At 60.3% G+C, this 25,502-nt stretch carries 20 protein-coding genes; 16 read left to right on the top strand and 4 right to left on the bottom strand.

Annotation, left to right across the window (positions count from 1 at the left end; translation table 11 throughout):
- The first annotated feature begins 19 nt into the window (after nt 1–19).
- On the top strand, nt 20–337 hold the full coding sequence (locus tag NF676_RS22930; protein WP_122506697.1) for a Rieske (2Fe-2S) protein: 318 nt from the start codon (nt 20–22) through the stop codon (nt 335–337).
- Here the strand turns inward: NF676_RS22930 and sfsA are convergent.
- Both sfsA and NF676_RS22940 read right to left on the bottom strand, forming a co-directional pair.
- Nucleotides 334–1,047, bottom strand: coding sequence for a DNA/RNA nuclease SfsA (sfsA, locus tag NF676_RS22935; protein WP_024014329.1), 714 nt, complete (start codon nt 1,045–1,047; stop codon nt 334–336). The two genes, NF676_RS22930 and sfsA, sit on opposite strands and share 4 nt — an antisense overlap.
- Entirely contained in the window at nt 1,047–2,216 is a 1,170-nt protein-coding gene (locus tag NF676_RS22940) for a pyridoxal phosphate-dependent aminotransferase (protein WP_056790414.1), read from the bottom strand. The genes sfsA and NF676_RS22940 overlap by 1 nt, the downstream gene beginning before the upstream one ends.
- A gap of 332 nt (nt 2,217–2,548) precedes the next feature.
- On the opposite strand from NF676_RS22940, the gene dksA reads away from it, so the two are divergent.
- The 14 genes from dksA to NF676_RS23010 all read left to right on the top strand — a co-directional run bounded on the left by dksA (nt 2,549) and on the right by NF676_RS23010 (nt 22,245).
- Nucleotides 2,549–2,992 (top strand): RNA polymerase-binding protein DksA, encoded by a 444-nt coding sequence (gene dksA / locus NF676_RS22945; protein WP_041477831.1) that lies wholly within the window; start codon nt 2,549–2,551, stop codon nt 2,990–2,992.
- A gap of 209 nt (nt 2,993–3,201) precedes the next feature.
- A complete protein-coding gene (gene gluQRS, locus NF676_RS22950) occupies nt 3,202–4,095 on the top strand; it encodes a tRNA glutamyl-Q(34) synthetase GluQRS (protein WP_252886811.1) in 894 nt (297 codons plus the stop codon).
- A gap of 77 nt (nt 4,096–4,172) precedes the next feature.
- The gene (locus NF676_RS22955) at nt 4,173–4,349 is read left to right on the top strand and encodes a hypothetical protein (protein WP_003176118.1); all 177 of its coding nucleotides are present in this window, start codon (nt 4,173–4,175) and stop codon (nt 4,347–4,349) included.
- Nucleotides 4,333–7,287, top strand: a complete 2,955-nt coding sequence (locus NF676_RS22960) for a sensor histidine kinase (RefSeq protein WP_024014332.1) — start codon at nt 4,333–4,335, stop codon at nt 7,285–7,287. Before NF676_RS22955 ends, NF676_RS22960 begins: the two co-directional genes overlap by 17 nt.
- Before the next feature lie 22 nt (nt 7,288–7,309).
- Nucleotides 7,310–8,746: a sigma-54-dependent transcriptional regulator gene (locus NF676_RS22965; protein WP_039761623.1), complete on the top strand. Its 1,437-nt coding sequence runs from the start codon at nt 7,310–7,312 to the stop codon at nt 8,744–8,746.
- A gap of 733 nt (nt 8,747–9,479) precedes the next feature.
- The gene (locus tag NF676_RS22970) at nt 9,480–10,880 is read left to right on the top strand and encodes a polynucleotide adenylyltransferase PcnB (RefSeq protein WP_039761624.1); all 1,401 of its coding nucleotides are present in this window, start codon (nt 9,480–9,482) and stop codon (nt 10,878–10,880) included.
- 3 nt (nt 10,881–10,883) lie between these two features.
- Nucleotides 10,884–11,369 carry a 2-amino-4-hydroxy-6-hydroxymethyldihydropteridine diphosphokinase gene (folK, locus tag NF676_RS22975; RefSeq protein WP_136494031.1) on the top strand — a complete coding sequence of 162 codons (486 nt, stop codon included), beginning with the start codon at nt 10,884–10,886 and terminating at the stop codon, nt 11,367–11,369.
- 436 nt (nt 11,370–11,805) lie between these two features.
- Entirely contained in the window at nt 11,806–12,606 is an 801-nt protein-coding gene (gene panB, locus NF676_RS22980) for a 3-methyl-2-oxobutanoate hydroxymethyltransferase (protein ID WP_150638516.1), read from the top strand.
- Complete coding sequence (gene panC, locus NF676_RS22985) at nt 12,603–13,463, top strand: pantoate--beta-alanine ligase (RefSeq protein WP_252886812.1); 861 nt, start codon at nt 12,603–12,605, stop codon at nt 13,461–13,463. The genes panB and panC overlap by 4 nt, the downstream gene beginning before the upstream one ends.
- 358 nt (nt 13,464–13,821) lie before the next feature.
- Nucleotides 13,822–15,486, top strand: coding sequence for a glucose-6-phosphate isomerase (gene pgi / locus NF676_RS22990; protein ID WP_016773160.1), 1,665 nt, complete (start codon nt 13,822–13,824; stop codon nt 15,484–15,486).
- A gap of 201 nt (nt 15,487–15,687) precedes the next feature.
- On the top strand, nt 15,688–17,625 hold the full coding sequence (gene acs / locus NF676_RS22995; RefSeq protein ID WP_252886813.1) for an acetate--CoA ligase: 1,938 nt from the start codon (nt 15,688–15,690) through the stop codon (nt 17,623–17,625).
- 142 nt (nt 17,626–17,767) lie between these two features.
- Nucleotides 17,768–18,784, top strand: a complete 1,017-nt coding sequence (locus NF676_RS23000) for a class I SAM-dependent rRNA methyltransferase (RefSeq protein ID WP_252886814.1) — start codon at nt 17,768–17,770, stop codon at nt 18,782–18,784.
- Between the two features lie 222 nt (nt 18,785–19,006).
- Entirely contained in the window at nt 19,007–21,949 is a 2,943-nt protein-coding gene (locus NF676_RS23005) for a DUF748 domain-containing protein (protein WP_252886815.1), read from the top strand.
- Nucleotides 21,946–22,245, top strand: a complete 300-nt coding sequence (locus NF676_RS23010; protein ID WP_039761633.1) for a DUF2845 domain-containing protein — start codon at nt 21,946–21,948, stop codon at nt 22,243–22,245. Before NF676_RS23005 ends, NF676_RS23010 begins: the two co-directional genes overlap by 4 nt.
- Before the next feature lie 263 nt (nt 22,246–22,508).
- On the opposite strand, the gene NF676_RS23015 is transcribed toward NF676_RS23010, so the two are convergent.
- Together NF676_RS23015 and NF676_RS23020 are read right to left on the bottom strand one after the other, a co-directional pair.
- Nucleotides 22,509–22,862: a BON domain-containing protein gene (locus NF676_RS23015; protein ID WP_071173629.1), complete on the bottom strand. Its 354-nt coding sequence runs from the start codon at nt 22,860–22,862 to the stop codon at nt 22,509–22,511.
- Nucleotides 22,863–23,156: 294 nt separating this feature from the next.
- A complete protein-coding gene (locus tag NF676_RS23020; protein ID WP_056790436.1) occupies nt 23,157–23,573 on the bottom strand; it encodes a pilin in 417 nt (138 codons plus the stop codon).
- 226 nt (nt 23,574–23,799) lie between these two features.
- Between NF676_RS23020 and pilB the strand changes: the two genes are divergently transcribed.
- A complete protein-coding gene (pilB, locus tag NF676_RS23025; RefSeq protein ID WP_056790439.1) occupies nt 23,800–25,500 on the top strand; it encodes a type IV-A pilus assembly ATPase PilB in 1,701 nt (566 codons plus the stop codon).
- Nucleotides 25,501–25,502 lie beyond the last annotated feature (2 nt).

Here is a 25,502-nt window from a genome sequence, read left to right on the forward strand (position 1 = left end):
CGGACATTAGAGGATAGCCATGAAGTTTCTCTGCGCCGGCAGCGATCTGGCCGAAGCTGGCAGTCGCGGTTTCGAAATCGAAGGCAAAAAGCTGTTTGCCGTGCGTCGAGGTGGCCAAGTCTTTGTCTATTTCAATCGCTGCCCGCACCGGGGTGTCGGGCTGGAATGGCAGCCCGACCAGTTTCTCGATCCGAGCAACAGCCTGATCCAGTGCGCCACCCATGGCGCACTGTTTCTGATCGAGAACGGCGAATGCGTCGCCGGCCCCTGCGCCGGGCAGTCGCTCACGGCAATTGAATGCCGGGAGGATACACAAGGCGTGTGGATCGACGTTTAACCGTTGAGCCGCACGTCGAGTCGGCGGTCGATGACCATCTCTTCATGGTCCAGGCGCACGCCATACGCCAACACCTCGACACCGCAAGCAACCGCTTCACGCAGCGCCTCGGCGTAAGCCCAATCGATTTCCTCGGCCGGGCGCACGGCATCGATGCCGGTGAGGTTCACGCAGTACAACTGCACCGCCCGAATGCCGTCGCGCGCCAGATGCGCCAGCTCGCGCAGATGTTTGGCGCCGCGCTGGGTCACCGCATCGGGAAACGCCGCCACCGCAGTGCCGTCGAAGCCGAGGGTGACGCTTTTGACTTCGACATACGCCGGTCCGCTGGGGTATTCGAGGCGGAAGTCGATGCGGCTTTTTTCCTGTCCGTAGGCAACCTCACGCTTTAACGCGGTAAAGCCGTTCAACTCGGTAATCACGCCAGCCTGCAAGGCTTCTTCAACCAGCCCATTCGCCCGCCCGGTGTTGACGCAAAACAGCCGGCCCTGCGGTGTTTCGCCAATTTCCCAAGTGCCGGGCAACTTGCGTTTAGGGTCGTTGGAGCGGCTGAACCAGACCTGCCCGCCCTCGACCTGGCAATTGAGCATCGAACCGGTATTCGGGCAGTGAATGGTCAGCAACTCGCCGCTAACGGTCTCGATATCAGCGAGAAAACGCTTGTAACGACGAATCAGCCGCGCTTCTTCCAGAGCAGGATAAAAGCGCATCAGCCTTGCCAGCTCTTCAAGCCGCGCGCGATGCGCTCCACCGCTTCCTGCAAACGTGCGAGGTTTTGTGTGTAAGCGAAGCGCACGTGATGACCGGCCTGATAACGACCGAAATCCAGTCCCGGCGTAAAGGCGACGTGCTCGGTTTCGAGGAAATGCCGGCAGAACGCGAAGGCATCGCCGCCGAAACGGCTGATATCGGCGTACAGATAAAACGCACCTTCAGGCTCAACGGCAATGTTGAAACCAAGTTCACGCAGCGCCGGCAGGAGAAAATCGCGACGGCGCGCAAACTCGGCGCGGCGCTCTTCGAGAATCGCAATGGTGGCGGGCTCGAAACAGGCCAGCGCAGCGTATTGCGCCATGCTCGGCGCGCTGATGTAGAGGTTCTGCGCAAGCTTTTCCAATTCGCTGACCGCCGCGTCTGGCGCCACCAGCCAGCCCAGGCGCCAACCGGTCATGCCGAAATACTTGGAGAAACTGTTGAGGACAAAAGCGCCGTCATCGACTTCCAGCACACTGGCAGCATCAGTGCCGTAGGTCAGGCCGTGGTAGATCTCATCCACCACCAAGTGCCCGTGTCGGGCCTTGATCGCTGTGGACAGTCCGCCCAGTTCATCACGGGTCAGCAGGGTTCCGGTCGGGTTGGCCGGCGAAGCGACGAGGGCGCCGACACTGTCGTGGTCCCAGTGCCGCGCCACCAGATCCGGGGTCAGTTGATAACGCACCTCCGGCCCGACCGGCACCAATTGCGCCGCGCCTTCGACCAGCCGCAAGAAATGCCGATTGCACGGGTAGCCCGGGTCGGCGAGCAGCCAGTGTTTACCCGGATCGACCAACAGGGCACTGGCCAGCAACAACGCGCCGGAGCCGCCCGGCGTGATCAGAATCCGCCGTGGGTCGATATTCAGGCCGTAACGCGATTGGTAGAAACCGGCGATCGCCTCGCGCAGTTCGGGAATGCCACGGGCGGCGGTGTAGCGGGTCTTGCCCGCCGTCAACGCAGCTTGTCCGGCGCGAATGATCGGCTCGGCGGTGGTGAAGTCCGGCTCACCGATTTCCAGATGGATCACGTCGTGGCCTTCGGCCTGCAATTCATTGGCCCGCGCCAGCAGCGCCATCACATGGAACGGTTCGATCGCACGACTGCGCGCACTGTAGGGGGCCATTGGAATGCCTTCGACGGAAAAAAGAGACGATTCTACCTGTCTGCCGGAACGAGCGAGAACCCGTGAAGGTCACAGCCTCAAGAACGCTGGACTGTAACGATCTGAACGTACGCTCCAGGATTGACTAAAATCAGTGATTGAACAGGTCTCCCTTCCCACAGACACGGCTTGTCAGACATCTGCAAGCGCCACCCGCCGGGGGCTCGACATCCGGGAGTAGCGCAGGCTGATTTGATCTGGTAAGTTCGCCCGCTTGCAGCCGCAGGGCCGGCAGGTGTCGGTGATGGAGCAATCCTGCGCAATGGATTACAAGAGTAGAGGCGGTCCATTTCATGCCCACCCAAGCAAAGCAACAGCAGCAAACGTCGATCAGCGGCTTCGAACCTTACGTTCAGAAGGCGGGTGAAGAGTACATGGGCGCTCCGATGCGCGCGCACTTCACCAAGATCCTGAACAAGTGGAAACTGGACTTGATGCAGGAAGTCGACCGTACGGTTGACCACATGAAAGACGAAGCGGCCAACTTCCCTGACCCGGCCGACCGTGCCAGCCAGGAAGAAGAGTTCTCCCTCGAACTGCGCGCCCGCGACCGCGAGCGCAAGCTGATCAAAAAAATCGACAAGACCCTGCAGTTGATCGAAGACGAAGAGTACGGCTGGTGCGAGTCCTGCGGCATCGAGATTGGCGTCAAGCGCCTCGAAGCCCGTCCGACCGCGGATCTGTGCATCGACTGCAAGACCCTGGCGGAAATCAAGGAAAAGCAGGTCGGCAAGTAATCTCGGCCTGAACGAAAAACGGAGCGTGTGAACGCTCCGTTTTTGTTTCTGTGTTTTGCCCGCGGAACCTGCGTCTGCCTCTGTGGGAGCGAGCCTGCTCGCGAAAGCGTCCTCTCAGATAACTCTTTCATGACTGACACAGCTTTCGCGAGCAGGCTCGCTCCCACAGAGGTAACCTGCTCAAATTCTGAATAGCCTTTATCGCCTCCATGACTGCCAAATCCCCCGCCTACATCGGCCGCTTCGCCCCTACCCCCAGTGGCCACCTGCACTTCGGTTCGCTGGTCGCTGCGTTGGCGTCTTACCTCGACGCCCGCTCCGTCGGTGGGCGCTGGCTGGTGCGCATGGAAGATCTCGATCCGCCGCGCGAAGAGCCCGGTGCGCAAGCGGCGATTCTCAAGGCGCTGGAAAGTTACGGCTTCGAATGGGACGGCGAAATGGTCCGCCAGAGCGATCGGCACGCGGCTTATGCCGAAGTGCTCGACAGCCTGTTCAACCACGGTCTGGCCTACGCCTGCACCTGCTCGCGCAAACAACTGGAGCCGTATCACGGGATTTATCCGGGGTTTTGCCGCAATGCCGGCCATGATCAGCACGACGCCGCGATCCGCCTGCGCGTGCCGGAGCTGGAATACCACTTCATCGATCGCGTGCAGGGCGAATACCGTCAGCACCTGGGCCGCGACGTCGGCGACTTCGTCATCCGTCGGCGCGATGGTCTCTACGCTTATCAATTGGCGGTGGTGCTCGACGACGCCTGGCAAGGCATTACCGATATTGTGCGCGGCGCCGATCTGCTCGATTCGACGCCGCGTCAGCTGTACCTGCAAGAACTGCTCGGCCTGAAACAGCCGCGCTATCTGCACCTGCCGCTGATCACCCAGCCGGACGGCAACAAACTCGGCAAGTCCTACCGTTCGCCGCCGCTCGAAGCCGATCAGGCCACGCCGTTGCTGCTGCGGGCCTTGCGCGCGCTGGGGCAGCATCCCGGCACCGAACTGGCTCACGCTTCGCCGCGCGAACTGCTGGCCTGGGGCAGCGCACATTGGGATGCTGCCAAGATACCGCGCACACTGACCCTGCCCGAAGCGCAACTGCAATGACGACACTTGCAGTCGCGCGCCCATCCGTTACCATCGCCGCACGTTTTCGGGCACGCGCATAAAAAAGAGAGGCCGGGATGTACATCTATCGCTTGGTCCTGCTTTTGGTCGTCGGGATCTACCTGTTCTCCCCCGCCATCATGGATTGGTGGATCGACGCGACGGGCGCCTGGTATCGCCCTTATCTGCTCTGGCTGATCCTGATTGTCGTGACCTTCATCCTGCAGAGCCAAAAAGATGCCGATGAGCTTTAGCCTGACCCAGATGATCCTGATCAGCGCCGCGTACCTGGCGGCGCTGTTCGGCGTTGCCTGGGTCAGCGAACGGGGCATGATCCCGCGCGCGATCATTCGCCACCCGTTGACCTACACCCTGTCGCTGGGGGTTTACGCCAGTGCCTGGGCGTTCTACGGCACGGTGGGCCTGGCCTATCAGTACGGTTACGGCTTTCTGTCCAGTTATCTCGGCGTGTCCGGTGCATTCCTGCTGGCGCCGGTGCTGCTTTATCCGATCCTGAAGATCACCCGCACCTATCAACTGTCGTCGCTGGCCGATCTGTTTGCCTTCCGCTTTCGCAGCACCTGGGCCGGCGCGCTGACCACGATTTTCATGCTGATTGGCGTCTTGCCATTGCTTGCCCTGCAGATTCAGGCAGTGGCCGACTCGATCGGCATCCTCACCGGCGAACGCGTGCAGAGCCGCGTGGCGCTGGCGTTCTGTGCGCTGATCATTCTGTTCACAATCTTCTTCGGTTCCCGGCATATCGCCACGCGCGAGAAACACGAAGGGCTGGTGTTCGCGATTGCCTTTGAGTCGATCATCAAACTGATCGCCCTCGGCGGCGTTGGCCTGTATGCGCTGTATGGCGTATTCGACGGCCCGCAACAGCTCGAACTGTGGCTGCTGCAAAACCAGACGGCCCTCGCCGCCCTGCACACGCCGTTGCAGGAAGGCCCGTGGCGCACGCTGCTGCTGGTGTTCTTCGCCTCGGCGATCGTGATGCCGCACATGTATCACATGACCTTTACGGAAAACCTCAACCCGCGCTCGCTGGTCAGCGCCAGTTGGGGCCTGCCGTTGTTTCTGCTGTTGATGAGTCTTGCCGTACCGCTGATTCTCTGGGCCGGACTGAAACTCGGCGCCACCACAGACCCGGAATATTTCACCCTCGGCATCGGCATCGCCGCCAACAGCAAACCGTTGGCCTTGCTTGCCTACGTCGGTGGCCTGTCCGCCGCCAGTGGCCTGATCATCGTCACCACCCTGGCCTTGTCGGGCATGGCGCTGAACCATCTGGTGCTGCCGCTTTATCAACCGCCGGCCGAAGGCAACATCTACCGCTGGCTGAAATGGACCCGTCGGGCGCTGATCGTGGCGATCATCATGGCCGGTTTCGGTTTCTACCTGATGCTCGGCGTCGAACAGGATCTGGCCAACCTCGGCATCGTCGCGTTCGTTGCGACCCTGCAATTTCTGCCCGGGGTGTTGTCGGTGCTGTACTGGCCGACCGCCAACCGCCGCGGTTTCATTGCCGGTCTGCTGGCGGGGATCACGGTCTGGGTGGTGACCATGCTGCTGCCGCTGGTCGGCAATCTGCAGGGTTTCTATATCCCGCTGCTGAACATGATCTACGTGCTCGACGACACCAGTTGGCACATGGCGGCCATCGCCTCGCTGGCCGCCAACGTGTTGATGTTCACCCTGATCTCGCTGTTCACCAACGCCAGCCCGGAAGAAGCCAGCGCCGCCGAAGCCTGCGCCGTGGACAACGTGCGCCGCCCGCAACGCCGCGAACTGCACGCCGCCTCGCCGCAGGAGTTCGCCACGCAGCTGGCCAAGCCGCTGGGTGCCAAGGCTGCGCAGAAAGAAGTCGAGCAAGCGCTGCGCGACTTGTATCTGCCCTTCGATGAACGCCGGCCGTATGCCTTGCGCCGGTTGCGCGACCGCATCGAGGCCAACCTGTCCGGCCTGATGGGTCCGAGCGTTGCGCAGGATATGGTGGAAACCTTCCTGCCCTACAAGGCTGGCGGCGAAAACTACGTCACCGAAGACATTCACTTCATTGAAAGCCGTCTCGAGGATTACCACTCGCGCCTCACCGGCCTGGCCGCCGAGCTCGACGCCCTGCGCCGCTACCACCGCCAGACCTTGCAGGAACTGCCGATGGGCGTCTGCTCGCTGGCCAAGGATCAGGAGATCCTGATGTGGAACAAGGCCATGGAAGAGCTTACCGGCATCGCCGCGCAGCGAGTGGTCGGTTCGCGCCTGAGTACCATCGCCAACCCATGGAAAGAGTTGCTGCAAGGCTTCATCAACCTGCCCGACGAGCATTTGCACAAACAGCATCTGGCGCTCGATGGTCAGACCCGCTGGCTGAATCTGCACAAAGCGGCAATCGACGAGCCGTTGGCACCGGGTAACAGTGGCCTGGTGTTACTGGTCGAGGATTTGACCGAAACGCAGATGCTCGAAGATAAACTGGTGCATTCCGAACGGCTGGCCAGCATCGGTCGACTCGCAGCGGGGGTGGCCCACGAAATCGGCAACCCGATCACCGGCATCGCCTGCCTGGCGCAGAACCTGCGCGAAGAGCGCGAAGACGACGGCGAGCTGACGGAAATCAGCGGGCAGATTCTCGAGCAGACCAAACGCGTCTCGCGCATCGTCCAGTCGCTGATGAGCTTCGCCCATGCCGGCAGTCATCAGCACAACGACGAACCGGTGTGTCTGGCCGAAGTCGCGCAGGATGCCATCGGCCTGCTGGCGCTGAACCGGCGCAATTTCGAAGTGCAGTTCTACAACCTGTGCGATCCCGATCATTGGGTCGAAGGCGACCCGCAACGGCTCGCCCAGGTGCTGATCAATCTGCTCTCCAACGCCCGCGACGCCTCGCCGCCGCACAGTGCGGTACGGGTCAAGAGCGAAGCCGGCGAACACACGGTCGATCTGATCGTCGAAGACGAAGGCAGCGGTATTCCGTCGAGCATCATGGACCGATTGTTCGAACCTTTCTTCACCACCAAGGATCCGGGTGAAGGCACCGGTCTGGGCCTTGCACTGGTCTATTCCATCGTTGAAGAGCATTATGGACAAATCACCATCGACAGCCCGGCTGATGTACAAAGCCAACGCGGCACCCGTATCCGGGTGACCTTACCGCGTCATGTCGAAGCGACGTCCGCTGTGAACTGAGACCGTCGAGAGTATCGAATCAATGCCGCACATTTTGATCGTCGAAGACGAAACCATTATCCGCTCCGCCTTGCGCCGCCTGCTGGAACGCAACCAGTACCAGGTCAGCGAAGCCGGATCAGTGCAGGAAGCACAAGAACGCTTCACCATTCCTACGTTCGATCTGATCGTCAGCGACCTGCGCCTGCCGGGCGCTCCGGGCACCGAGCTGATCAAGCTCGGGCAAGGCACACCGGTGCTGATCATGACCAGTTACGCCAGCCTGCGCTCGGCGGTCGACTCGATGAAAATGGGCGCGGTCGATTACATCGCCAAGCCGTTCGACCACGATGAAATGCTCCAGGCGGTTGCACGGATCCTGCGTGATCGTCAGTCGGCGCCAGCTGCCGGCGAAGCCACGGCGAGCAAGCCTGCCGCCGGCAATGGCAAAGCCGCTGTGGATAACAGCAATGGCGAAATCGGCATCATCGGCTCCTGCCCGCCGATGCAGGACCTGTACAGCAAGATCCGCAAAGTCGCGCCAACCGATTCCAACGTATTGATTCAGGGTGAGTCCGGCACCGGTAAAGAACTGGTGGCCCGCGCCCTGCACAATCTGTCGAAACGCGCCAAGGCGCCGATGATTTCGGTGAACTGCGCGGCGATTCCGGAAAGCCTCATCGAGTCCGAACTGTTCGGCCACGAGAAAGGCGCGTTCACCGGGGCCAGCGCCGGTCGCGCCGGTCTGGTCGAAGCGGCGGACGGCGGCACCTTGTTTCTCGATGAGATCGGCGAACTGCCCCTCGAAGCCCAGGCTCGCTTGCTGCGGGTTCTGCAGGAGGGCGAGATCCGCCGCGTAGGTTCGGTACAGTCGCAGAAAGTCGATGTGCGCCTGATCGCTGCAACGCACCGCGATCTGAAGAGCCTGGCGAAAATCGGCCAGTTCCGTGAAGACCTTTATTACCGTCTGCACGTGATTGCCCTGAAGCTGCCGCCGCTGCGCGAGCGTGGCGCCGACGTCAACGAAATCGCCAATGCCTTCCTCGCTCGCCAGAGCGCGCGGATCAATCGCACCGACCTGAAATTCGCTGCCGACGCTGAACAGGCGATCCGGCACTATTCGTGGCCCGGTAACGTGCGTGAGCTGGAAAACGCGGTTGAGCGCGCGGTGATTCTCAGCGAAAGCCCGGAGATTTCGGCCGACCTGCTGGGCATCGACATCGAGCTGAGCGATCTGGAAGACGACGAGTTCATCGGTCTGCCGCCGCAAACCGGCGGTAACGCCAGCAACAGCAGCCATGAGCCGACCGAGGATCTGTCGCTGGAAGACTATTTCCAGCACTTCGTCCTCGAGCATCAGGACCACATGACCGAGACCGAACTGGCACGCAAACTGGGCGTCAGCCGCAAATGCCTGTGGGAACGCCGCCAGCGTCTGGGCATTCCACGGCGCAAGACCGGGGTCGCCAGCGAAAGCTGAGCGTTACCCACCGCGTGCGCGGGTAACGCATGACAATGTGAAAAAACTGTTACCGCAGTCGATTCACGTAACAGAAGCCGGGGTTATCGGTAACGAAACCCCGGCTTTTTTTCGCCCCTGCAAAACGGTTATATCGACCTAACCCCTTGTTTTACTGGGCTTGGCAAAAGTTGGCACGCACCCTGCTATATGTTTTGTACAAGAACAATAACAAGCAATGCACAAGACAATAAAAATAAGACGAATCGACTCACGCACAATAAAAACAAGACGGCGAGAGGCGCAGCTAACTGATTCTTTTGGAGAGGCGTTGTATTTGGGGCTTGCCCCACGACCAGGCCGAGAACAACAAAAACTGTCCTAAGACAGAGCCTGTACTGGTTGGATCGACAGATCACTGCAATTCAGCGACCAAAGCAATCCGTTTGCTCTTGGCTCCCGATTGGGAGGGTCACGAAGGAAACGCTTCGTGGCGAGGGCACTCAACAAAAACAAGAAGCCCGAATCAATAATAAAAAGAGCACGCAACTACTTCTTGGGGAGCTTCGGCTCCCCTTGTAGTTTCTCCCCTCCGTGAAATTCCCCCGTTTTCCTCGCTGGACCCTTGTAGCTTGGGGCTTGCAGCTCATATCTGCCGCGTCCTACACCATCCCCCGACTAAATGCTAGAATCTGCGCCCATCATGCGGTCATTCTTTTGGTATGGCCGAACATTCCTTCAAACAGTGCATCCCATGCTGAAGAAGCTGTTCCAGTCATTCCGAACTCCCGTGCGTCGTACGCAACACATCCGCAGCACCCCTGAAGTGCTCAACAGCGGCCAACATTCGCTGCAGAAAACGCAGTTCAGCCGCTATGCGGTGAATATCGTCGAACGCCTGCAAGGTGCCGGTTACCAGGCTTATCTGGTCGGTGGTTGCGTGCGTGACATGCTGTTGGGCATCACGCCCAAGGATTTCGACGTCGCCACCAGCGCCACCCCCGAGCAGGTCCGTGCCGAATTCCGCAATGCGCGGATCATCGGTCGCCGGTTCAAACTGGTGCACATCCATTTCGGTCGCGAAATCATTGAAGTCGCGACCTTCCGCGCCAATCACCCGGTCAACGAAGACGAGGAAGACAGCAACCAGTCTTCGCGCAACGAGAGCGGGCGGATTCTGCGCGACAACGTCTACGGCACCCTGGAAGAAGACGCGCAACGCCGCGACTTCACCATCAATGCTCTGTATTACGATCCGGTCAGCGAGCGCATTCTCGATTACGCCAATGGCGTGCACGACATTCGCAATCACCTGATCCGTCTGATCGGCGACCCGAAGCAGCGTTACCAGGAAGACCCGGTGCGCATGCTGCGGGCCGTGCGTTTCGCCGCCAAGCTCAACTTCGGCATCGAGAAGCACACCGTGCAGCCGATCCGTGAGCTGGCGCCGATGCTGCGCGAGATTCCGTCGGCGCGGCTGTTCGAAGAAGTGCTCAAGCTGTTCCTCTCCGGGCACGGCGCGATCACCTTTGAAATGTTGGTTGATCTGCAACTGTTCGCCCCGCTGTTCCCGGCCAGTGCCGAGGCGCTGGAATACAACCCGGAATACACCCACACGCTGATCAGCGAAGCGCTGACCAACACCGATCTGCGCATCAAGCAGAACAAACCGGTGACCCCGGCGTTCCTGTTTGCCGCCCTGCTCTGGCCGGCACTGCCGGCCCGCGTGTTGCGTCTGCAGGAACGTGGCATGCCGCCGATTCCGGCGATGCAGGAAGCCGCTCACGAGCTGATTGCCGAACAGTGCCAGCGCATCGCGATTCCGAAGCGCTTCACCATGCCGATCCGCGAAATCTGGGACATGCAGGAACGCCTGCCACGGCGCAGTGGCAAACGCGCCGATCTGTTGCTGGACAACCCGCGCTTCCGCGCCGGCTACGATTTCCTCCTGCTGCGTGAAAGCGCCGGTGAGGAGACCGATGGCCTCGGCGAATGGTGGACCGATTATCAGGACGCCAACGACAGCGAGCGTCGCGACATGATCCGCGACCTCAGCGGCAAGGGTGACGATGCCAGCGGCGCGCCACGCAAACGTCGCCGCAGCGGCGGTTCCAAGCGCAAGCGCGCCGGCGCCTCGAGCGCGACGGGCGAGTAAGCGATGGAACGCATCTACATTGGTCTGGGCAGCAACCTCGCTGACCCGGCCGACCAGTTGCGCAGCGCCATCGCGGCGCTGGGGCAATTGCCGCAGACGAGTCTTGCCGGCGTTTCAGCCTTTTATCAAAGCGATTCACTGTTGCCGGGCCAGCCGCGCTACACCAACGCTGTCGCCGCCCTCGACAGCTCGCTCGCACCGATCGAGTTGCTCGACGCCTTGCAGGCGATCGAAAACGCTCAGGGCCGCGAACGTCTGGAACGCTGGGGGCCACGCACCCTGGATCTGGATATTCTGCTGTTCGGCGATCGCCTGATCGACGAGCCACGGCTGAAAGTCCCGCATTACCAGATTCAGGAGCGGGCGTTCGTTCTCTATCCCCTCGCTGAACTGGCACCGCAGGATCTGCGTCTTGCCGACGGCCGCACGCTGACAGACCTGCTGGCCGCCTGCCCGTTCGTCGGCCTCGAACGCCTCTCCCAGCCCTGACAAAAATCTTCTGTGAAATGTGGTTATGTGGCGAGGGGATTTATCCCCGCTGGACTGCGAAGCAGGCCCAAATCTGACCAAGCCGTATACAAACATGGGGCCGCTCCGCGACCCAACGGGGATAAATTCCCTCGCCACAGGTCACCTGCCAATCTCCAGTTTTTGTCAGACAAAAATCCCCCCAATCAGGCCCGCCGCGCCGCTGAATCGCATCAGTAACGCCGGTAACACCGCCCGCGTAACAAGGCGGTAACACACGCAATTGACTTCCTGTTGGCTCATCACGACTATAGGCGTCCCGCTGCCGCCAACCCGGCATGAACGGGCGCAATCCAGGCCTTTCAAAGCACGACACAAGACCGTGCGCCTGAGTAGATGAAGAATCACGCGCGTGACTCGCAGCAGTTTCCAGAGCGCCTGAACGAGGATTTTTTACATGCCAGCCATCACCCTGACCACGCTCCAGAGCCTCAAGCAGAAAGGTGAAAAAATCACCATGCTGACCTGCTATGACGCGACCTTCGCCCATGCCTGCAATGAGGCCGGTGTCGAAGTGCTGCTGGTCGGCGACTCCCTGGGCATGGTCCTGCAGGGGCACGACAGCACCCTGCCAGTGACCACGGCGGAAATGGCCTATCACGTCGCCAGCGTCAAGCGTGGCAATGGCGATGCCCTGATCCTCGCCGACCTGCCGTTCATGGCCAACGCCACCCTCGAACAGACCATGAACAACAGCGCCATGCTGATGCAGGCCGGTGCGCACATGGTCAAGGTCGAAGGTCAGCTGTGGCTGGCGGAGTCGATCCGTCTGCTCGCCGAACGTGGAGTGCCGGTGTGCGCGCACATGGGCCTGACGCCGCAAGCAGTGAACATTCTCGGTGGCTATAAAGTGCAGGGCCGCAATGAGAACCAGGCGCGGCAGATGCGTGCCGATGCGATCGCGCTGGAGCAGGCCGGTGCGGCCATGCTGTTGCTCGAGTGCGTGCCGAGCGAACTGGCGGCAGAAATCAGCCAGGCCGTGGGCATTCCGGTGATCGGCATCGGTGCCGGCAACGCTACCGACGGCCAGGTGCTGGTATTGCACGACATGCTCGGCCTGTCGATCAGCGGCCGCGTACCCAAATTCGTCAAGAACTTCATGCAAGGTCAGGACAGCATCCAGGCCGCGCTGAAGGCTTACGTCAGCGAAGTCAAAGCCACCACGTTTCCCGGCATCGAACACGGATTCTCTGCATGAACACCGTCAAAACCGTACGCGAACTGCGTGCCGCCGTCGCTCGCGCGCGCAGTGAAGGCAAGCGCATCGGCTTCGTGCCGACCATGGGCAACCTGCACAGCGGCCACGTCGCATTGATCACCAAGGCTACGCAGCGAGTGGATTTCGTGGTCGCGAGTATTTTCGTCAACCCGCTGCAATTCGGCGCCGGCGAAGACCTCGACAAATACCCGCGCACTCTCGCCGCCGATCAGGAAAAGCTCCTCGAAGCCGGTTGCGACCTGCTGTTCGCGCCGACGGTTGAAGAGATGTACCCGGACGGCATGGCCGGCCAAACCAGGGTCAGCGTGCCGCAATTGTCCGAAGGCCTGTGTGGTGCCAGCCGTCCGGGGCACTTCGAAGGTGTGGCGACCGTAGTCAGCAAGCTGTTCAACATGGTCCAACCGGACCTGGCGATCTTCGGCCAGAAGGATTACCAGCAACTGGCGGTGATCCGCGCACTGGTGCATGACCTGAACATGCCGATCCAGATCATCGGCGAGCCAACCGTACGTGCTGCGGACGGTCTGGCGCTGTCGTCACGCAACGGCTTCCTCAGTGAAGACCAGCGCGCCGTGGCGCCGGTGGTCTACCGCGTGCTGAGCACTATCGCCGAAGCGATCAAGCAAGGTGAGCGTGATTACCCGGCGCTGATCGCTGCGCAGTTGCAGGTGCTGGAAGCGGCGGGGCTGCGTCCGGACTATCTGGAGATCCGTCATGGCCTGACCTTGCGTCCGGCGACGGCGGAAGACCGCGATCTGGTGATTCTGGCGGCGGCGTTCCTCGGCACTACGCGGTTGATCGACAACCTGCACCTGAATCTTGATAGCCCGATTTAAGCAGCAACGAATTTCCCTGTGGGAGCGAGCCTGCTCGCGAAAGCGGTGTATCAGCGACTTATAAATTGCCTGACACTCCGCCTTCGCGAGCAGGCTCGCTCCCACATGTGTTTCCGGTGCATGCCGGTTGGGCGAAAGTCTTCCGGGCACCTCCGTTTGTCGGCCAGATTCCTCTGCGGATGTTAAAAAAGTACAGGGATCTGGTCAGACAAAGTCAAGACAGAACGCAGCGCGAGGTTTACTGTATTCGCCCTGTGTCCAGATCTCGTGTCGACGCAGTTGATCCCATGCGCTAAAACCCGTGGTTGATCTGTACCGTGTTCAAAAGGCCGTTCAAGTAAAAAGGAAAACCGCAGCGATGGCGTACTACCGCACTCCTCACGACGTTACCGCTCTGCCCGCCTGGCAAGCGTTGAAAGACCACCGCCAAGCCATGCAGGATTTCAGCATGCGCGAAGCCTTCAACGCCGATCCGCAGCGTTTCAATCAGTTCACCCTCAGTAGCTGCGGTCTGTTTCTCGACTATTCGAAGAATTTGATCAACGCCGAGACCCGCAACCTGCTCGTGGGCCTGGCCAATGAAGTCGATCTGAAGGGCGCGATCAAGGCGCTGTTCGACGGCGAAATCGTCAACGCCTCCGAAGGCCGCCCGGCACTGCACACCGCCCTGCGCCGCCCGGTCGGCGACAAACTGTCGGTCAACGGCGTCAACGTGATGCCGGAAGTGCACAAGGTGCTGAACCAGATCACCGATCTGGTTGGCCGAATTCACGATGGCTTGTGGCGCGGTTACACCGAGAAGCCGATCACCGATGTGGTCAACATTGGCATCGGCGGCTCGTTCCTCGGCCCTGAGCTGGTGTCCGAAGCACTGCTGTCCTACGCGCAGAAAGGCGTACGTTGCCACTATCTGGCAAACATCGACGGCAGCGAGTTCCATGAGCTGACGCAGAAACTGCGCGCCGAGACCACGCTGTTCATCGTTTCGTCGAAGTCGTTCAACACCCTCGAAACCCTGAAGAACGCGCAGGCCGCACGCGCCTGGTACCTGGCGCAGGGCGGCTCGGAAGCCGAGCTGTATCGCCACTTCATCGCTGTGTCGAGCAACAACGCCGCCGCTGTGGCTTTCGGGATTCGCGAAGAAAACATCTTCCCGATGTGGGACTGGGTCGGCGGGCGTTACTCGCTGTGGTCGGCCATCGGTTTGCCGATCGCACTGGCCATCGGCATGTCCAACTTCAAGGAACTGCTGTCCGGTGCCTACACCATGGACCAGCATTTCCAGACCGCGCCGTTCGAACAGAACATGCCGGTGCTGCTGGCCCTGCTCGGCGTGTGGTACGGCAACTTCTGGGGTGCGCAGAGCCACGCGATCCTGCCGTACGACCACTACCTGCGCAACATCACCAAGCACTTGCAACAGCTGGACATGGAGTCCAATGGCAAGAGCGTGCGTCAGGACGGCACCTCGGTGTCGACCGATACCGGCCCGGTGATCTGGGGCGGCGTCGGCTGCAATGGTCAGCACGCTTATCACCAGCTGCTGCATCAGGGCACCCAACTGATCCCGGCCGACTTCATCGTGCCGATCGTCAGCTTCAACCCGGTTTCCGATCATCACCAATGGCTGTACGCCAACTGCCTGTCGCAGAGCCAGGCGCTGATGCTCGGCAAGACCCTGCCGGAAGCCGAAGCCGAACTGCGCGACAAAGGCATGGGCGAAGACGACGTGCGCAAACTGGCGCCGCACAAGGTGATCCCGGGCAATCGTCCGAGCAACACCTTGGTGGTGGAACGCATCAGCCCGCGTCGCCTCGGCGCCCTGGTTGCGATGTACGAGCACAAAGTGTTCGTGCAAAGCGTGGTCTGGGGCATCAACGCCTTCGACCAGTGGGGTGTGGAACTGGGCAAGGAATTGGGTAAAGGCGTCTACAACCGTCTGGTCGGCAGCGACGAGACCGTGGCTGACGATGCCTCGACTCAAGGCCTGATCAACTACTTCCGCGGGCGCCATCGCGGCTGATAAAAGCCTTCTGGCACAACGCTGTTCCCCTGTGGGAGCGAGCCTGCTCGCGAAAGCGGTTCTTCATTCAACACCTTCGTTGACTGACACTGCGCCTTCGCAAACAGGCTCGCTCCCACAGTTGTTTTGGCGCATGACTTGAACCTGTGCAGCGCTCGGCGCATCTTTATTCGTGTCGCACCACAAGAATAAGGAACCGTCATGTTCGATATCAGCACGTTCCCCAAAGCCGATGCCGTGCGCCAGGCCGCTCAGTTGAGCCAGGACGAGTATCGGCGCCTGTACCGCGAATCGATTGAACACCCCAGCGCCTTCTGGGCCGAGCAGGCCACGCGTTTCCTCGACTGGAGCACGCCGTGGCAGACCGTTCAGCGCTATGACCTGAAAACCGGAGAAGCCGCCTGGTTTGCCGGCGGCAAGCTCAACGTCAGCTACAACTGCATCGACCGTCACCTCGAACAACGCGGCGAGCAGACCGCCCTGCTCTGGGAAGGCGACGATCCTGCCGAATCGGCGCAGATCACTTACAAAAAACTCCATCACCACGTCTGCCGTTTGGCCAACGTGCTGAAAAGCCGTGGCGTAAAGAAAGGCGACCGGGTGTGCATCTACATGCCGATGATCCCCGAAGCCGCCTACGCCATGCTCGCCTGCGTGCGAATCGGCGCGATTCATTCGGTGGTGTTCGGCGGATTTTCCCCGGATTCCCTGCGTGATCGAATTCTCGACGCCGACTGCCGTACCGTGATCACCGCCGATGAAGGCGTGCGCGGCGGCCGCTTCGTGCCGCTGAAAAACAACGTCGACAAAGCCCTGCAAAGTTGCCCGAACGTCAGCACCGTGGTGGTGGTAGAGCGCACTCAGGGCCAGGTCGACTGGGTCGAGGGCCGTGACCTGTGGTACCACCAGGCGGTGCGCGAGGTCAGCGACGACTGCCCGCCGGAACCGATGGACGCCGAAGATCCGCTGTTCATCCTCTACACCTCCGGCAGCACCGGCAAACCCAAAGGCGTGCTGCACACTACCGGCGGCTATCTGCTGCAAGCGGCGATGACCTTCAAATATGTGCTCGACTACCGCGACGGCGAAGTGTTCTGGTGCACCGCCGACGTCGGCTGGGTTACCGGCCACAGTTACATCGTCTACGGGCCGCTGGCCAACGGTGCGACCACACTGATGTTCGAAGGCGTGCCGAGCTACCCGAGCAGTTCGCGCTTCTGGCAGGTCATCGACAAGCATAAGGTCAACATTTTCTACACCGCGCCCACCGCCCTGCGCGCGCTGATGCGCGAAGGCGCCGGACCATTGAAGGAAACTTCGCGCGCCAGCCTCAGATTGCTCGGCAGCGTCGGTGAGCCGATCAACCCGGAAGCGTGGGAATGGTATTTCAATGCCGTCGGTGAACAGCGCTGCCCGATCGTCGACACCTGGTGGCAGACCGAAACCGGCGGCATCATGCTCAGCCCGCTGGTCAGCGCCCAACGGATCAAACCCGGCTGCGCGACGCAACCGATGTTCGGCGTGCAACCGGTATTGCTTGACGAAGCCGGCAAGGAAATCAAAGGATCCGGCAGCGGCGTGCTGGCGATCAAATCCAGCTGGCCGGCGCAGATTCGCAGCGTCTACGGCGATCCGCAGCGGATGATCGACACCTACTTCAAACCCTACCCCGGCTATTACTTCACTGGCGACGGCGCCCGCCGCGACGAGGACGGCGATTACTGGATCACCGGACGCATCGACGACGTGATCAACGTTTCCGGCCACCGCATCGGCACCGCCGAAGTGGAAAGCGCCCTGGTGCTGCACGACAGCATCGCCGAAGCCGCCGTGGTCGGTTATCCCCACGACGTCAAAGGCCAGGGCATCTACGCATTCGTGACGCCAATGAACGGCACCGAGGCCAACGAAGAGCTGAAGAAAGACCTGCTGGCGCATGTCAGCAAGGAAATCGGCAGCTTCGCCAAACCGGACCTGATCCAGTGGGCGCCGGCATTGCCCAAGACCCGTTCGGGCAAGATCATGCGGCGGATTTTGCGCAAGATTGCCTGCAATGAGCTCGACAGCCTTGGCGATACTTCGACGCTGGCTGATCCAAGTGTGGTGCAGGACCTCGTCGACAAGCGGCTCAATACTTGAGAGCTGCAAGTTTCTAGCTACAAGCTGCAAGCTAAAGCGGTCCGCGCAGCTTTTCGCTTTTCGCTTTTAGCTTGCAGCTAGAAACTTGCCGCTTGTAGCTCCCCGACTGCTAAGCTTCGCGTTTTTTCAGCAAGGCGCCCGCATGTCTTCCTTGAATCAGGCGCTGCGCGCCGCCCTCGATCAACGCCAGGACCTGCTCGCTGCGCTGCACAGCCAGGGCACCGATTGCTATCGGCTGTTCCACGGCAGCCAGGAAGGCGCCGGCGGCCTGACCATCGACCGCTACGGCCCGCAACTGCTGGTGCAGAGTTTTCACCAGACGCTCGAACGTGACGACCTGCTGCAACTGCACGCCATGGTCAACCAGACCCTGGGCTTCGACACCCTGCTGGTCTACAACGACCGCTCTCGTGGCAATTCGCGGATCGATCGCGAGGACAGTGTCTATAAAGCCGATGACGCTGCACTGGCCGATCTGGTCGGGCATGAATGGGGTCTGAACTATCGAGTGCGCGGGCGTCATGCCGGGCAGGATCCGCTGCTGTTCCTCGACCTGCGCAACACCCGTGGCTGGGTCAAGGACCACGCGCAAGGCAAAAGCGTGCTCAACCTCTTCGCCTACACCTGTGGCGTTGGCCTCAGTGCAGCGGCGGGCGGTGCGCGCGAGGTGTGCAACCTGGACTTTGCCGAGGGCAATCTGGCGGTCGGTCGGGAGAATGGTTTGCTCAACCCGCAACTGCCGGAGATGCAATTCATTCAGTCCGATTACTTCCCGGCGATCCGCCAGCTCGCTGGCCTGCCGATCAGCGTGCGGCGCGGGCAGAAGCTGCCGAGCTATCAGCGCCTCGAACAGCGCCAATACGATCTGGTCCTGCTCGACCCGCCGGCGTGGGCCAAAAGTGCGTTCGGCACCGTCGATCTGCTGCGCGATTATCAGAGCCTGCTCAAACCCGCGCTGCTGACCACCGCTGACAACGGCGTACTGATCTGCTGCAACAACCTGGCGAAAGTCAGCATGGACGACTGGCGCGAACAAGTGCTGCGCTGCGCCGAAAAGGCCGGCCGCCCGGTGCGCGAATGGAGCGTGATGACCCCGGGTGCGGACTTCCCCTCGCGGGACCAGCAGCCACCGTTGAAGACACTGATTTTGCAGCTCTAATCCCTCAAGCATGAGCGATTACATTCCCCTGTGGGAGCGAGCCTGCTCGCGAAAGCGCAGTGTCAGTCGACTTGTTTTTCACTGAACCAGCGCATTCGCGAGCAGGCTCACTCCTACAATGGGTATCTGTTCCTACAGAAATTTCTGAACAATCCTGTCCCACATCAAGCACTTCGGAACCAGAATCGCGTGCCATACTCCAAGGCACTCCGATTCAGACAGATGAAGCCGCACATGCCCAAAGGATTGATTCGCGCGATTGGCGCACTGCTGACAGCCCTGGCCCTCTACAGCCTGCTGGGGTTTCTGATCCTGCCGGGCATTGCCTTGCGCGTGGCCAACCAGCAACTGGCGAACTACGCGACGGTGCCGGCGCATCTGCAGCGCATCGAACTCAACCCGTTCAGCCTTGAGGTCACCCTGTGGGGTTTGATCATCGGCGAACCGGGCAAGGAGCAGGTCGGCTTCGATCGCCTCTATGCCAACCTGCAAATCGACAGCCTGTGGACCAAAGCGCTGCATCTGTCCGACATCGAACTGGACAAACCCAAAAGCGAAATCCTCTTCGCCAAGGACGGCAAGCTCAACCTGCTCGGCCTGTTCAACGTGCCGCCGAGCGAGCCGACACCCGCCGATCCCGACGCCAAGCCATTCCCGCTGCGTATCGACAACATCAAACTGGCCGGCGGCGTGGTGCATTTCGAGGATATGCGGCCCAGCGAGCCGATCGAATTTTTTTACGACGACCTCAGTTTCGAGCTGAAAAACCTCAGTACCCTGCCCGAGGACAGCGCCGACATGACCCTCGTCGCCATCGGCCCCGCTGGCGGGCGGATCGACTGGACCGGCAATTTCAGCCTGATCCCGTTCACCTCCGAAGGCACCCTGAAAGTCACCGATGGCCAGATGAAATCCTTCTGGCCCTACGTGCGCGACGCCGTGCCGCTAGTGCTGGAAAACGGCGTGGTCAGCCTCAGCACCGAGTACAAACTCAACCTGTCGAAACAGACCGAACTGCTGCTGAACAACGTCGCGGTGAGCATTGCGCCGTTCGCCATCAAGGCTCCGGACGGACGTCCGCTGGCCAGGCTCGAACGCCTCGACGTCAGCGAAACCTCGCTGGACCTGGCCAAGCAGCAAGTGGTGGTCGGCAAGATCCGCAGCAACAAACTGGAAACCTGGGCGGCGCTGGAAGCCGACGGCCAGTTGGATTGGCAGAAGCTGTTCGCCAGCCAACCGTCGAAACCGGCTGCCAAAGCCGCTGCCGAACCGGCGGATACACCGGCCGCCGCCGACTCGCCGAAACCTGAGCCAAGCGCGCCGAGCAAGCCATGGCAGGTGCTGGTCAAGGATGTGCAACTGCGCAACTACACGGTCCATCTCGCCGACCGCTCGGCGCAACCGGCAGTAGCGCTGGACATCACCCCGCTGAACGTCGATCTGCAGGATTTCGACAGCCTCAACGGCTCGCCTTTCAAGCTCAAGCTCGACAGCGGTCTGGGCAAGCAAGGCAAGATCAGCGCCGACGGCACGGTCAATCTGGCCCCGGTCAACGCGCAGCTCAACGTGAAAACCCAGGAGCGTGTCGCGCAGTCCTATATCAACCCGTTCATTCGCCTGGAACTGCGCAGCGGCATGCTCGGCAGTGACCTCAAGGTCAACCTGAAAAGCACCGAACCACTGGCCCTCAGCGTCACCGGCCGCGCGCAGATTGATCAATTGCACACCCTCGATACGCTCAAGACCCGCGATTTTCTCAAATGGCAGCAAGTAGTGGTCGACGGCATCAACTATCAGCACGGCGACAGCCTGTCGATCGACAAGGTCAACCTGTTGCAGCCGTATGTGCGCTTCATGATCAACGACGATCGCACCACCAACGTCGACGACCTGCTGATCCCGCAACCGGCCGACAGCGGTGCAAAAAGCACCGCAGCCAAACCGGCCGGCAAGGACAAACCACTGGGCATTCACATCGGCGCGATTGCGATCAACGACGGCTCGGCCAACTTCGCCGACTTCAGCCTGACGCCGAATTTCGCCACCGCCGTGCAGCAGCTCAACGGTCAGATCGGCACCATCGACAGCCGTCAGGCAAAACCGGCCAGCGTCGATATCAAAGGCAAGGTCGACCGTTATGCGCCGGTGACCATCAAGGGGGCGGTCAATCCGTTCGACCCGATGGCCAGCCTCGACATCGCCACCAGCTTCAAGCGCGTCGAACTGACGACCCTGACGCCCTACTCCGGCAAGTTCGCCGGCTACCGCATCCGCAAAGGCCGGCTCAACCTTGATCTGCATTACCTGATCACCAAGGGCCAACTGAAAGCCGAGAACAAAGTCGTCGTCGAGCAGCTGCAACTGGGCGAGAAGGTCGACAGCCCTGATGCAGTGAGTCTGCCACTGAAACTGGCGATCGCTCTGCTCAAGGACGTCGACGGCAAGATCTCCATCGAATTGCCAGTGACCGGCGACCTGAATAATCCGCAGTTCAGCGTGATGCCGATCGTCTGGCAGACCCTGCGTAACCTCATCGTCAAAGCCGCCGCCGCACCGTTCAAGATGATCGGCGGACTGGTCAGTGGCGGCGGCTCCGAAGACCTCGGCACGGTGTCCTTCGCGCCGGGCTCCAGCGATCTGAGCAAAGACGCCGAAGCGGCGCTGGTGAAACTGTCGCAGGCACTCAAGGAACGTCCGGCGCTGCGCCTGGAAATCGAAGGCACTGCCGCGAAGAGCAGCGATGGGCCACTGCTCGCCGAACAACGTCTGGAACGCGAATATCAGTACAACTACTACAAGATGCTCCAGCGCCGTGGCGACAAAGTTCCGGCCCAGGCCTCGCTGCTGCAAGTGCCCGAAAGCGAGAAAGGCGCGTTGCTCGAAGGCATCTACCGCACCCGCCTGAAAACCCAGCCACCGGCAGAATGGAAAGATCTGGGCAAGGAAGAACGCACGGCGAAAATGCGCCAGGGCGTGATCGCGTTCTGGAGTGGCAGCGAGGTGCTGTTGCGCCAGTTGGGCCAGGATCGCGCCAGCACCATCAAGGATTACCTGGTCGACAAGGGCAAGCTCGAGGATGACCGCGTGTATTTCATCGACGCCAACCTCGGCGAGGCCGAAAGCGATGGCCGCGTGGTCACGCAAATGCACCTGGATGCCGAATGACCGTGCGTAACTGGCTGGCTGTGCTCGCTCTGACGTGCGCCGCCGGCCACGCGTCAGCTTCGGATACATTGCGCTGCGGTAGCCAGTTGATCAGCCTCGGCGACCGCGCCAGCGAAGTGCTGCAAAAATGCGGCGAGCCGGTCAGCCGCGATGTGCTCGGCTACAAGCGCAGTGCCAATCGGCGCGAAGAGTTTCAGGTCGAGGAATGGACCTACGGACCAAACAACGGCATGTATCAATACCTGCGCTTCGAAGGCAATCGCCTGCGGCAGATCAACAGCAAACGCGGTAACTAAGCCGAACGAAATTCACCCTGTGGGAGCGAGCCTGCTCGCGAATACGGTCTGTCTACTGACGAACTTGTCGGCTGACACTACGCATTCGCGAGCAGGCTCGCTCCCACATTGGTATTGCCCAAATAGAACAGGCCCCGACACAAGTGCCGGGGCCTGTAATGGTCACATCCGTGTGACCGTTCGCATGAACTCTAAAGTTGCGGCAGACGTATTGCTCGGCCCGTCTGTCGCGTCTTCTCCCGGTTCAGGCGAGAAGTCTTGCCTTACTCGGCTTTCAGGCCGTCAGCGGAGACCGCTTTAACGCCTTTGATTTTCTTGGCGATGCCTACGGCGACTTCTTTCTGCGACTCGGTTACCGCAGTGGTCGACGACAGGGAAACTACACCCTTGTTGGTTTCGACTTTGATATCAGTGCCTGGAATGCCTTTTTCGGTGACTAGATCAGCTTTGACCTTGGTGGTGATCCAGGTATCGGAAGTCTCTTCTTTAGCCTTGGTCATTTCACCGGCAGCCAGAACCATTGGCGACTGGGTAGCCTGAGCGGACTGGGCGAAAGCGCCACCAGCCATGGTCAGGGTCAGAGCGGTAGCAGCGGCAGTGATAGCGAACTTCTTCATACGAGTAACTCCTGTTTTTACTGGAAGTCTGCTGTAACGCTTGTCAGCAGGGTTACCGGAGATATTGCGAACGCTGTGCCAACTTTTTTTGCCATATAAATTCTTTTAAAAACAATGAGTTATGAAAAATGCCAATTTTCATTTTCATGCAAAATGCATGACTCGCTCAATCTTCGCATGCAAGTTGCGGTTTTTTGGAAAGTTCATAAGCTGCTGAAATTATTGGAGCTTTTAAAAACCGTTGCGCCATAAAAAGCTCCGCAATTGCGGAGCTTTTTAAGTTGCAGGTGCGTGTCAAACGCCTGGGCAGCTCGTAGTTGTATATTCTTTCGAGCCGGAGAACTTACAGGTCCAGCCAGTGGTAGGACTGCGTGTCAGCGTTACGGTCTGGCCGAGAACAGGCGCTGGAGCGTTGAGCAGCGTACAAGTAATAGTACCCGTCCCATCGGCGACTTTTCCGGATGCCGCCAACGTGCAATTCTGCGTGGCCGCTGTGCCGCCGTTCACGTTGGTAATGCTCGGGTCAGTCGATCCGGCATTGATCACGTCTTCAAAATTGACCTTAAGAGCTGATGCTTCCGCAATCCCAGCGGTCACCTTCGACCGCGCCTGATACTTCGAATACTGCGGCAGGGCGATAGTCGCCAGAATGCCGATGATCGCCACAACGATCAGCAGCTCGATCAATGTGAAACCTTGTTGTTTTTTCATAGACACGCTCCATGCATGAGTCGAAATCTCATGATCTGAACAAGGCTCAGCACAGCCCATGCCAACGCCTTTCAGGCCCCGCCTGCTGGGCGCGCGCAATCGCCTGCGCCGTTTCCTACAACCCGCAACCGCACTATCTGACACTTTTTGTCACCTGCACCGGCCGTGTTTGGCGCTGTCACTTGACTAGGCTATAAGTCATGAACGGCAAGCGTGCGGAATCCCCATGAATGACATCGCTCTGAGCGGTCTGGCCAAGCAATTGGTCCAGGCCGAACTGCTCACGGAAACAAGCGCCCGGCAATCCTGGGCGCAGGCCCAGCGCAATCGCGTGTCTCTGGTCAATTACCTGGTGCACAACAAACTGGTCAACAGCCGGCAAATTGCCGAGATCGCCTCGGAACATTTCGGCATGGCCCTGCTCGATCTGCATTGCCTCGACAAAGAGACTCAGCCCAAGGGTCTGGTCAGTGAGAAACTGGTTCGCCAGCACTGCGCCCTGCCCCTCTGGCGGCGCGGCAACAAACTGTTCGTGGGCCTTTCCGACCCAAGCAATCAGCAGGCGATCAGCGACATCCAGTTCAGCACCGGCCTGAGCACCGAAGCGATTCTGGTGGAGGACGACAAGCTCAGCGACGCCATCGACAAGTTCTTCGACAGCCATGCCTCGGGCCTGGAGGAAATGGCCGATGTCGATCTCGACGGCCTCGACGTCGAGTCCATTGATGACAACAAACAGGACGTGATCGGCGGCCTCGATGCCGACGACGCCCCGGTCGTACGTTTTGTGCACAAGATGCTGCTCGATGCGATCAAAAGCGGCTCTTCCGACCTGCATTTCGAACCCTACGAAAAAAACTATCGGGTGCGCATGCGCACCGACGGCATGCTGCGCGAGGTGGCCAAGCCGCCGATCCAGTTGGCCGGGCGCATTGCCGCGCGCTTGAAGGTAATGGCCAGTCTGGATATCTCGGAACGGCGCAAACCTCAGGACGGCCGCATCAAAATGCGCCTGTCGAAAAGCAAATCCATCGATTTTCGCGTGAACACCCTGCCGACTCTGTGGGGCGAAAAAGTGGTGATCCGGATTCTCGACCCGTCCAGTGCACAAATGGGCATCGATGCGCTGGGCTACGAGGCCGAACAAAAAGCCTTGTACCTGGCCGCGCTGAAACAGCCGCAAGGGATGATTCTGGTCACCGGCCCCACCGGCTCCGGTAAAACCGTGTCGCTGTACACCGGGCTGAACATCCTCAACACCGTCGACATCAATATTTCCACCGCCGAAGATCCGGTGGAAATCAACATGGAAGGTATCAATCAGGTCAACGTCAATCCCCGCCAAGGGCTGGACTTTGCCCAAGCGCTGCGCTCGTTTCTGCGTCAGGACCCGGACGTGATCATGGTCGGCGAGATCCGCGACCTGGAAACCGCCGAGATCGCAATCAAGGCTGCGCAGACCGGCCACCTGGTGCTGTCGACCCTGCACACCAATAGCGCAGCGGAAACCCTGACACGCCTGCACAACATGGGCATTCCCGGTTTCAACATCGCCACCTCGGTCAGCCTGATCATCGCCCAGCGTCTGGCGCGCAAGTTGTGCGCACACTGCAAGCGGCCGCTGGAGATCCCGCACGAAACCTTGCTCAAGGAAGGCTTCCCCGAGGAACGCATCGGCCATTTCACGATCTACGAGCCGGTCGGTTGCGATCACTGCAATGGCGGTTACAAAGGACGCGTGGGGATTTATGAAGTGGTAAAGAACACACCGGACCTGCAACGGTTGATCATGGCCGAGGGCAATTCGCTGGAAATCGATATTCAGATGCGCCGCGACGGCTTCGCCGATCTGCGCACTTCCGGGCTGCACAAGGCCATGCAAGGCATCACCAGCCTTGAGGAAATCAACCGGGTCACCAAGGATTGAAC

The organism is Pseudomonas siliginis (assembly GCF_024072275.1).
Classification (GTDB): Bacteria; Pseudomonadota; Gammaproteobacteria; order Pseudomonadales; family Pseudomonadaceae; genus Aquipseudomonas; species Aquipseudomonas siliginis.

What these genes read in the sequence shown, in the direction of transcription:
- NF676_RS22930 (WP_122506697.1), top strand. Translation starts at nt 20, where the DNA reads ATGAAGTTTCTCTGCGCCGGCAGCGATCTGGCCGAAGCTGGCAGTCGC.
- sfsA (WP_024014329.1), bottom strand. Translation starts at nt 1,047, where the DNA reads ATGCGCTTTTATCCTGCTCTGGAAGAAGCGCGGCTGATTCGTCGTTAC.
- NF676_RS22940 (WP_056790414.1), bottom strand. Translation starts at nt 2,216, where the DNA reads ATGGCCCCCTACAGTGCGCGCAGTCGTGCGATCGAACCGTTCCATGTG.
- dksA (WP_041477831.1), top strand. Translation starts at nt 2,549, where the DNA reads ATGCCCACCCAAGCAAAGCAACAGCAGCAAACGTCGATCAGCGGCTTC.
- gluQRS (WP_252886811.1), top strand. Translation starts at nt 3,202, where the DNA reads ATGACTGCCAAATCCCCCGCCTACATCGGCCGCTTCGCCCCTACCCCC.
- NF676_RS22955 (WP_003176118.1), top strand. Translation starts at nt 4,173, where the DNA reads ATGTACATCTATCGCTTGGTCCTGCTTTTGGTCGTCGGGATCTACCTG.
- NF676_RS22960 (WP_024014332.1), top strand. Translation starts at nt 4,333, where the DNA reads ATGCCGATGAGCTTTAGCCTGACCCAGATGATCCTGATCAGCGCCGCG.
- NF676_RS22965 (WP_039761623.1), top strand. Translation starts at nt 7,310, where the DNA reads ATGCCGCACATTTTGATCGTCGAAGACGAAACCATTATCCGCTCCGCC.
- NF676_RS22970 (WP_039761624.1), top strand. Translation starts at nt 9,480, where the DNA reads ATGCTGAAGAAGCTGTTCCAGTCATTCCGAACTCCCGTGCGTCGTACG.
- folK (WP_136494031.1), top strand. Translation starts at nt 10,884, where the DNA reads ATGGAACGCATCTACATTGGTCTGGGCAGCAACCTCGCTGACCCGGCC.
- panB (WP_150638516.1), top strand. Translation starts at nt 11,806, where the DNA reads ATGCCAGCCATCACCCTGACCACGCTCCAGAGCCTCAAGCAGAAAGGT.
- panC (WP_252886812.1), top strand. Translation starts at nt 12,603, where the DNA reads ATGAACACCGTCAAAACCGTACGCGAACTGCGTGCCGCCGTCGCTCGC.
- pgi (WP_016773160.1), top strand. Translation starts at nt 13,822, where the DNA reads ATGGCGTACTACCGCACTCCTCACGACGTTACCGCTCTGCCCGCCTGG.
- acs (WP_252886813.1), top strand. Translation starts at nt 15,688, where the DNA reads ATGTTCGATATCAGCACGTTCCCCAAAGCCGATGCCGTGCGCCAGGCC.
- NF676_RS23000 (WP_252886814.1), top strand. Translation starts at nt 17,768, where the DNA reads ATGTCTTCCTTGAATCAGGCGCTGCGCGCCGCCCTCGATCAACGCCAG.
- NF676_RS23005 (WP_252886815.1), top strand. Translation starts at nt 19,007, where the DNA reads ATGAAGCCGCACATGCCCAAAGGATTGATTCGCGCGATTGGCGCACTG.
- NF676_RS23010 (WP_039761633.1), top strand. Translation starts at nt 21,946, where the DNA reads ATGACCGTGCGTAACTGGCTGGCTGTGCTCGCTCTGACGTGCGCCGCC.
- NF676_RS23015 (WP_071173629.1), bottom strand. Translation starts at nt 22,862, where the DNA reads ATGAAGAAGTTCGCTATCACTGCCGCTGCTACCGCTCTGACCCTGACC.
- NF676_RS23020 (WP_056790436.1), bottom strand. Translation starts at nt 23,573, where the DNA reads ATGAAAAAACAACAAGGTTTCACATTGATCGAGCTGCTGATCGTTGTG.
- pilB (WP_056790439.1), top strand. Translation starts at nt 23,800, where the DNA reads ATGAATGACATCGCTCTGAGCGGTCTGGCCAAGCAATTGGTCCAGGCC.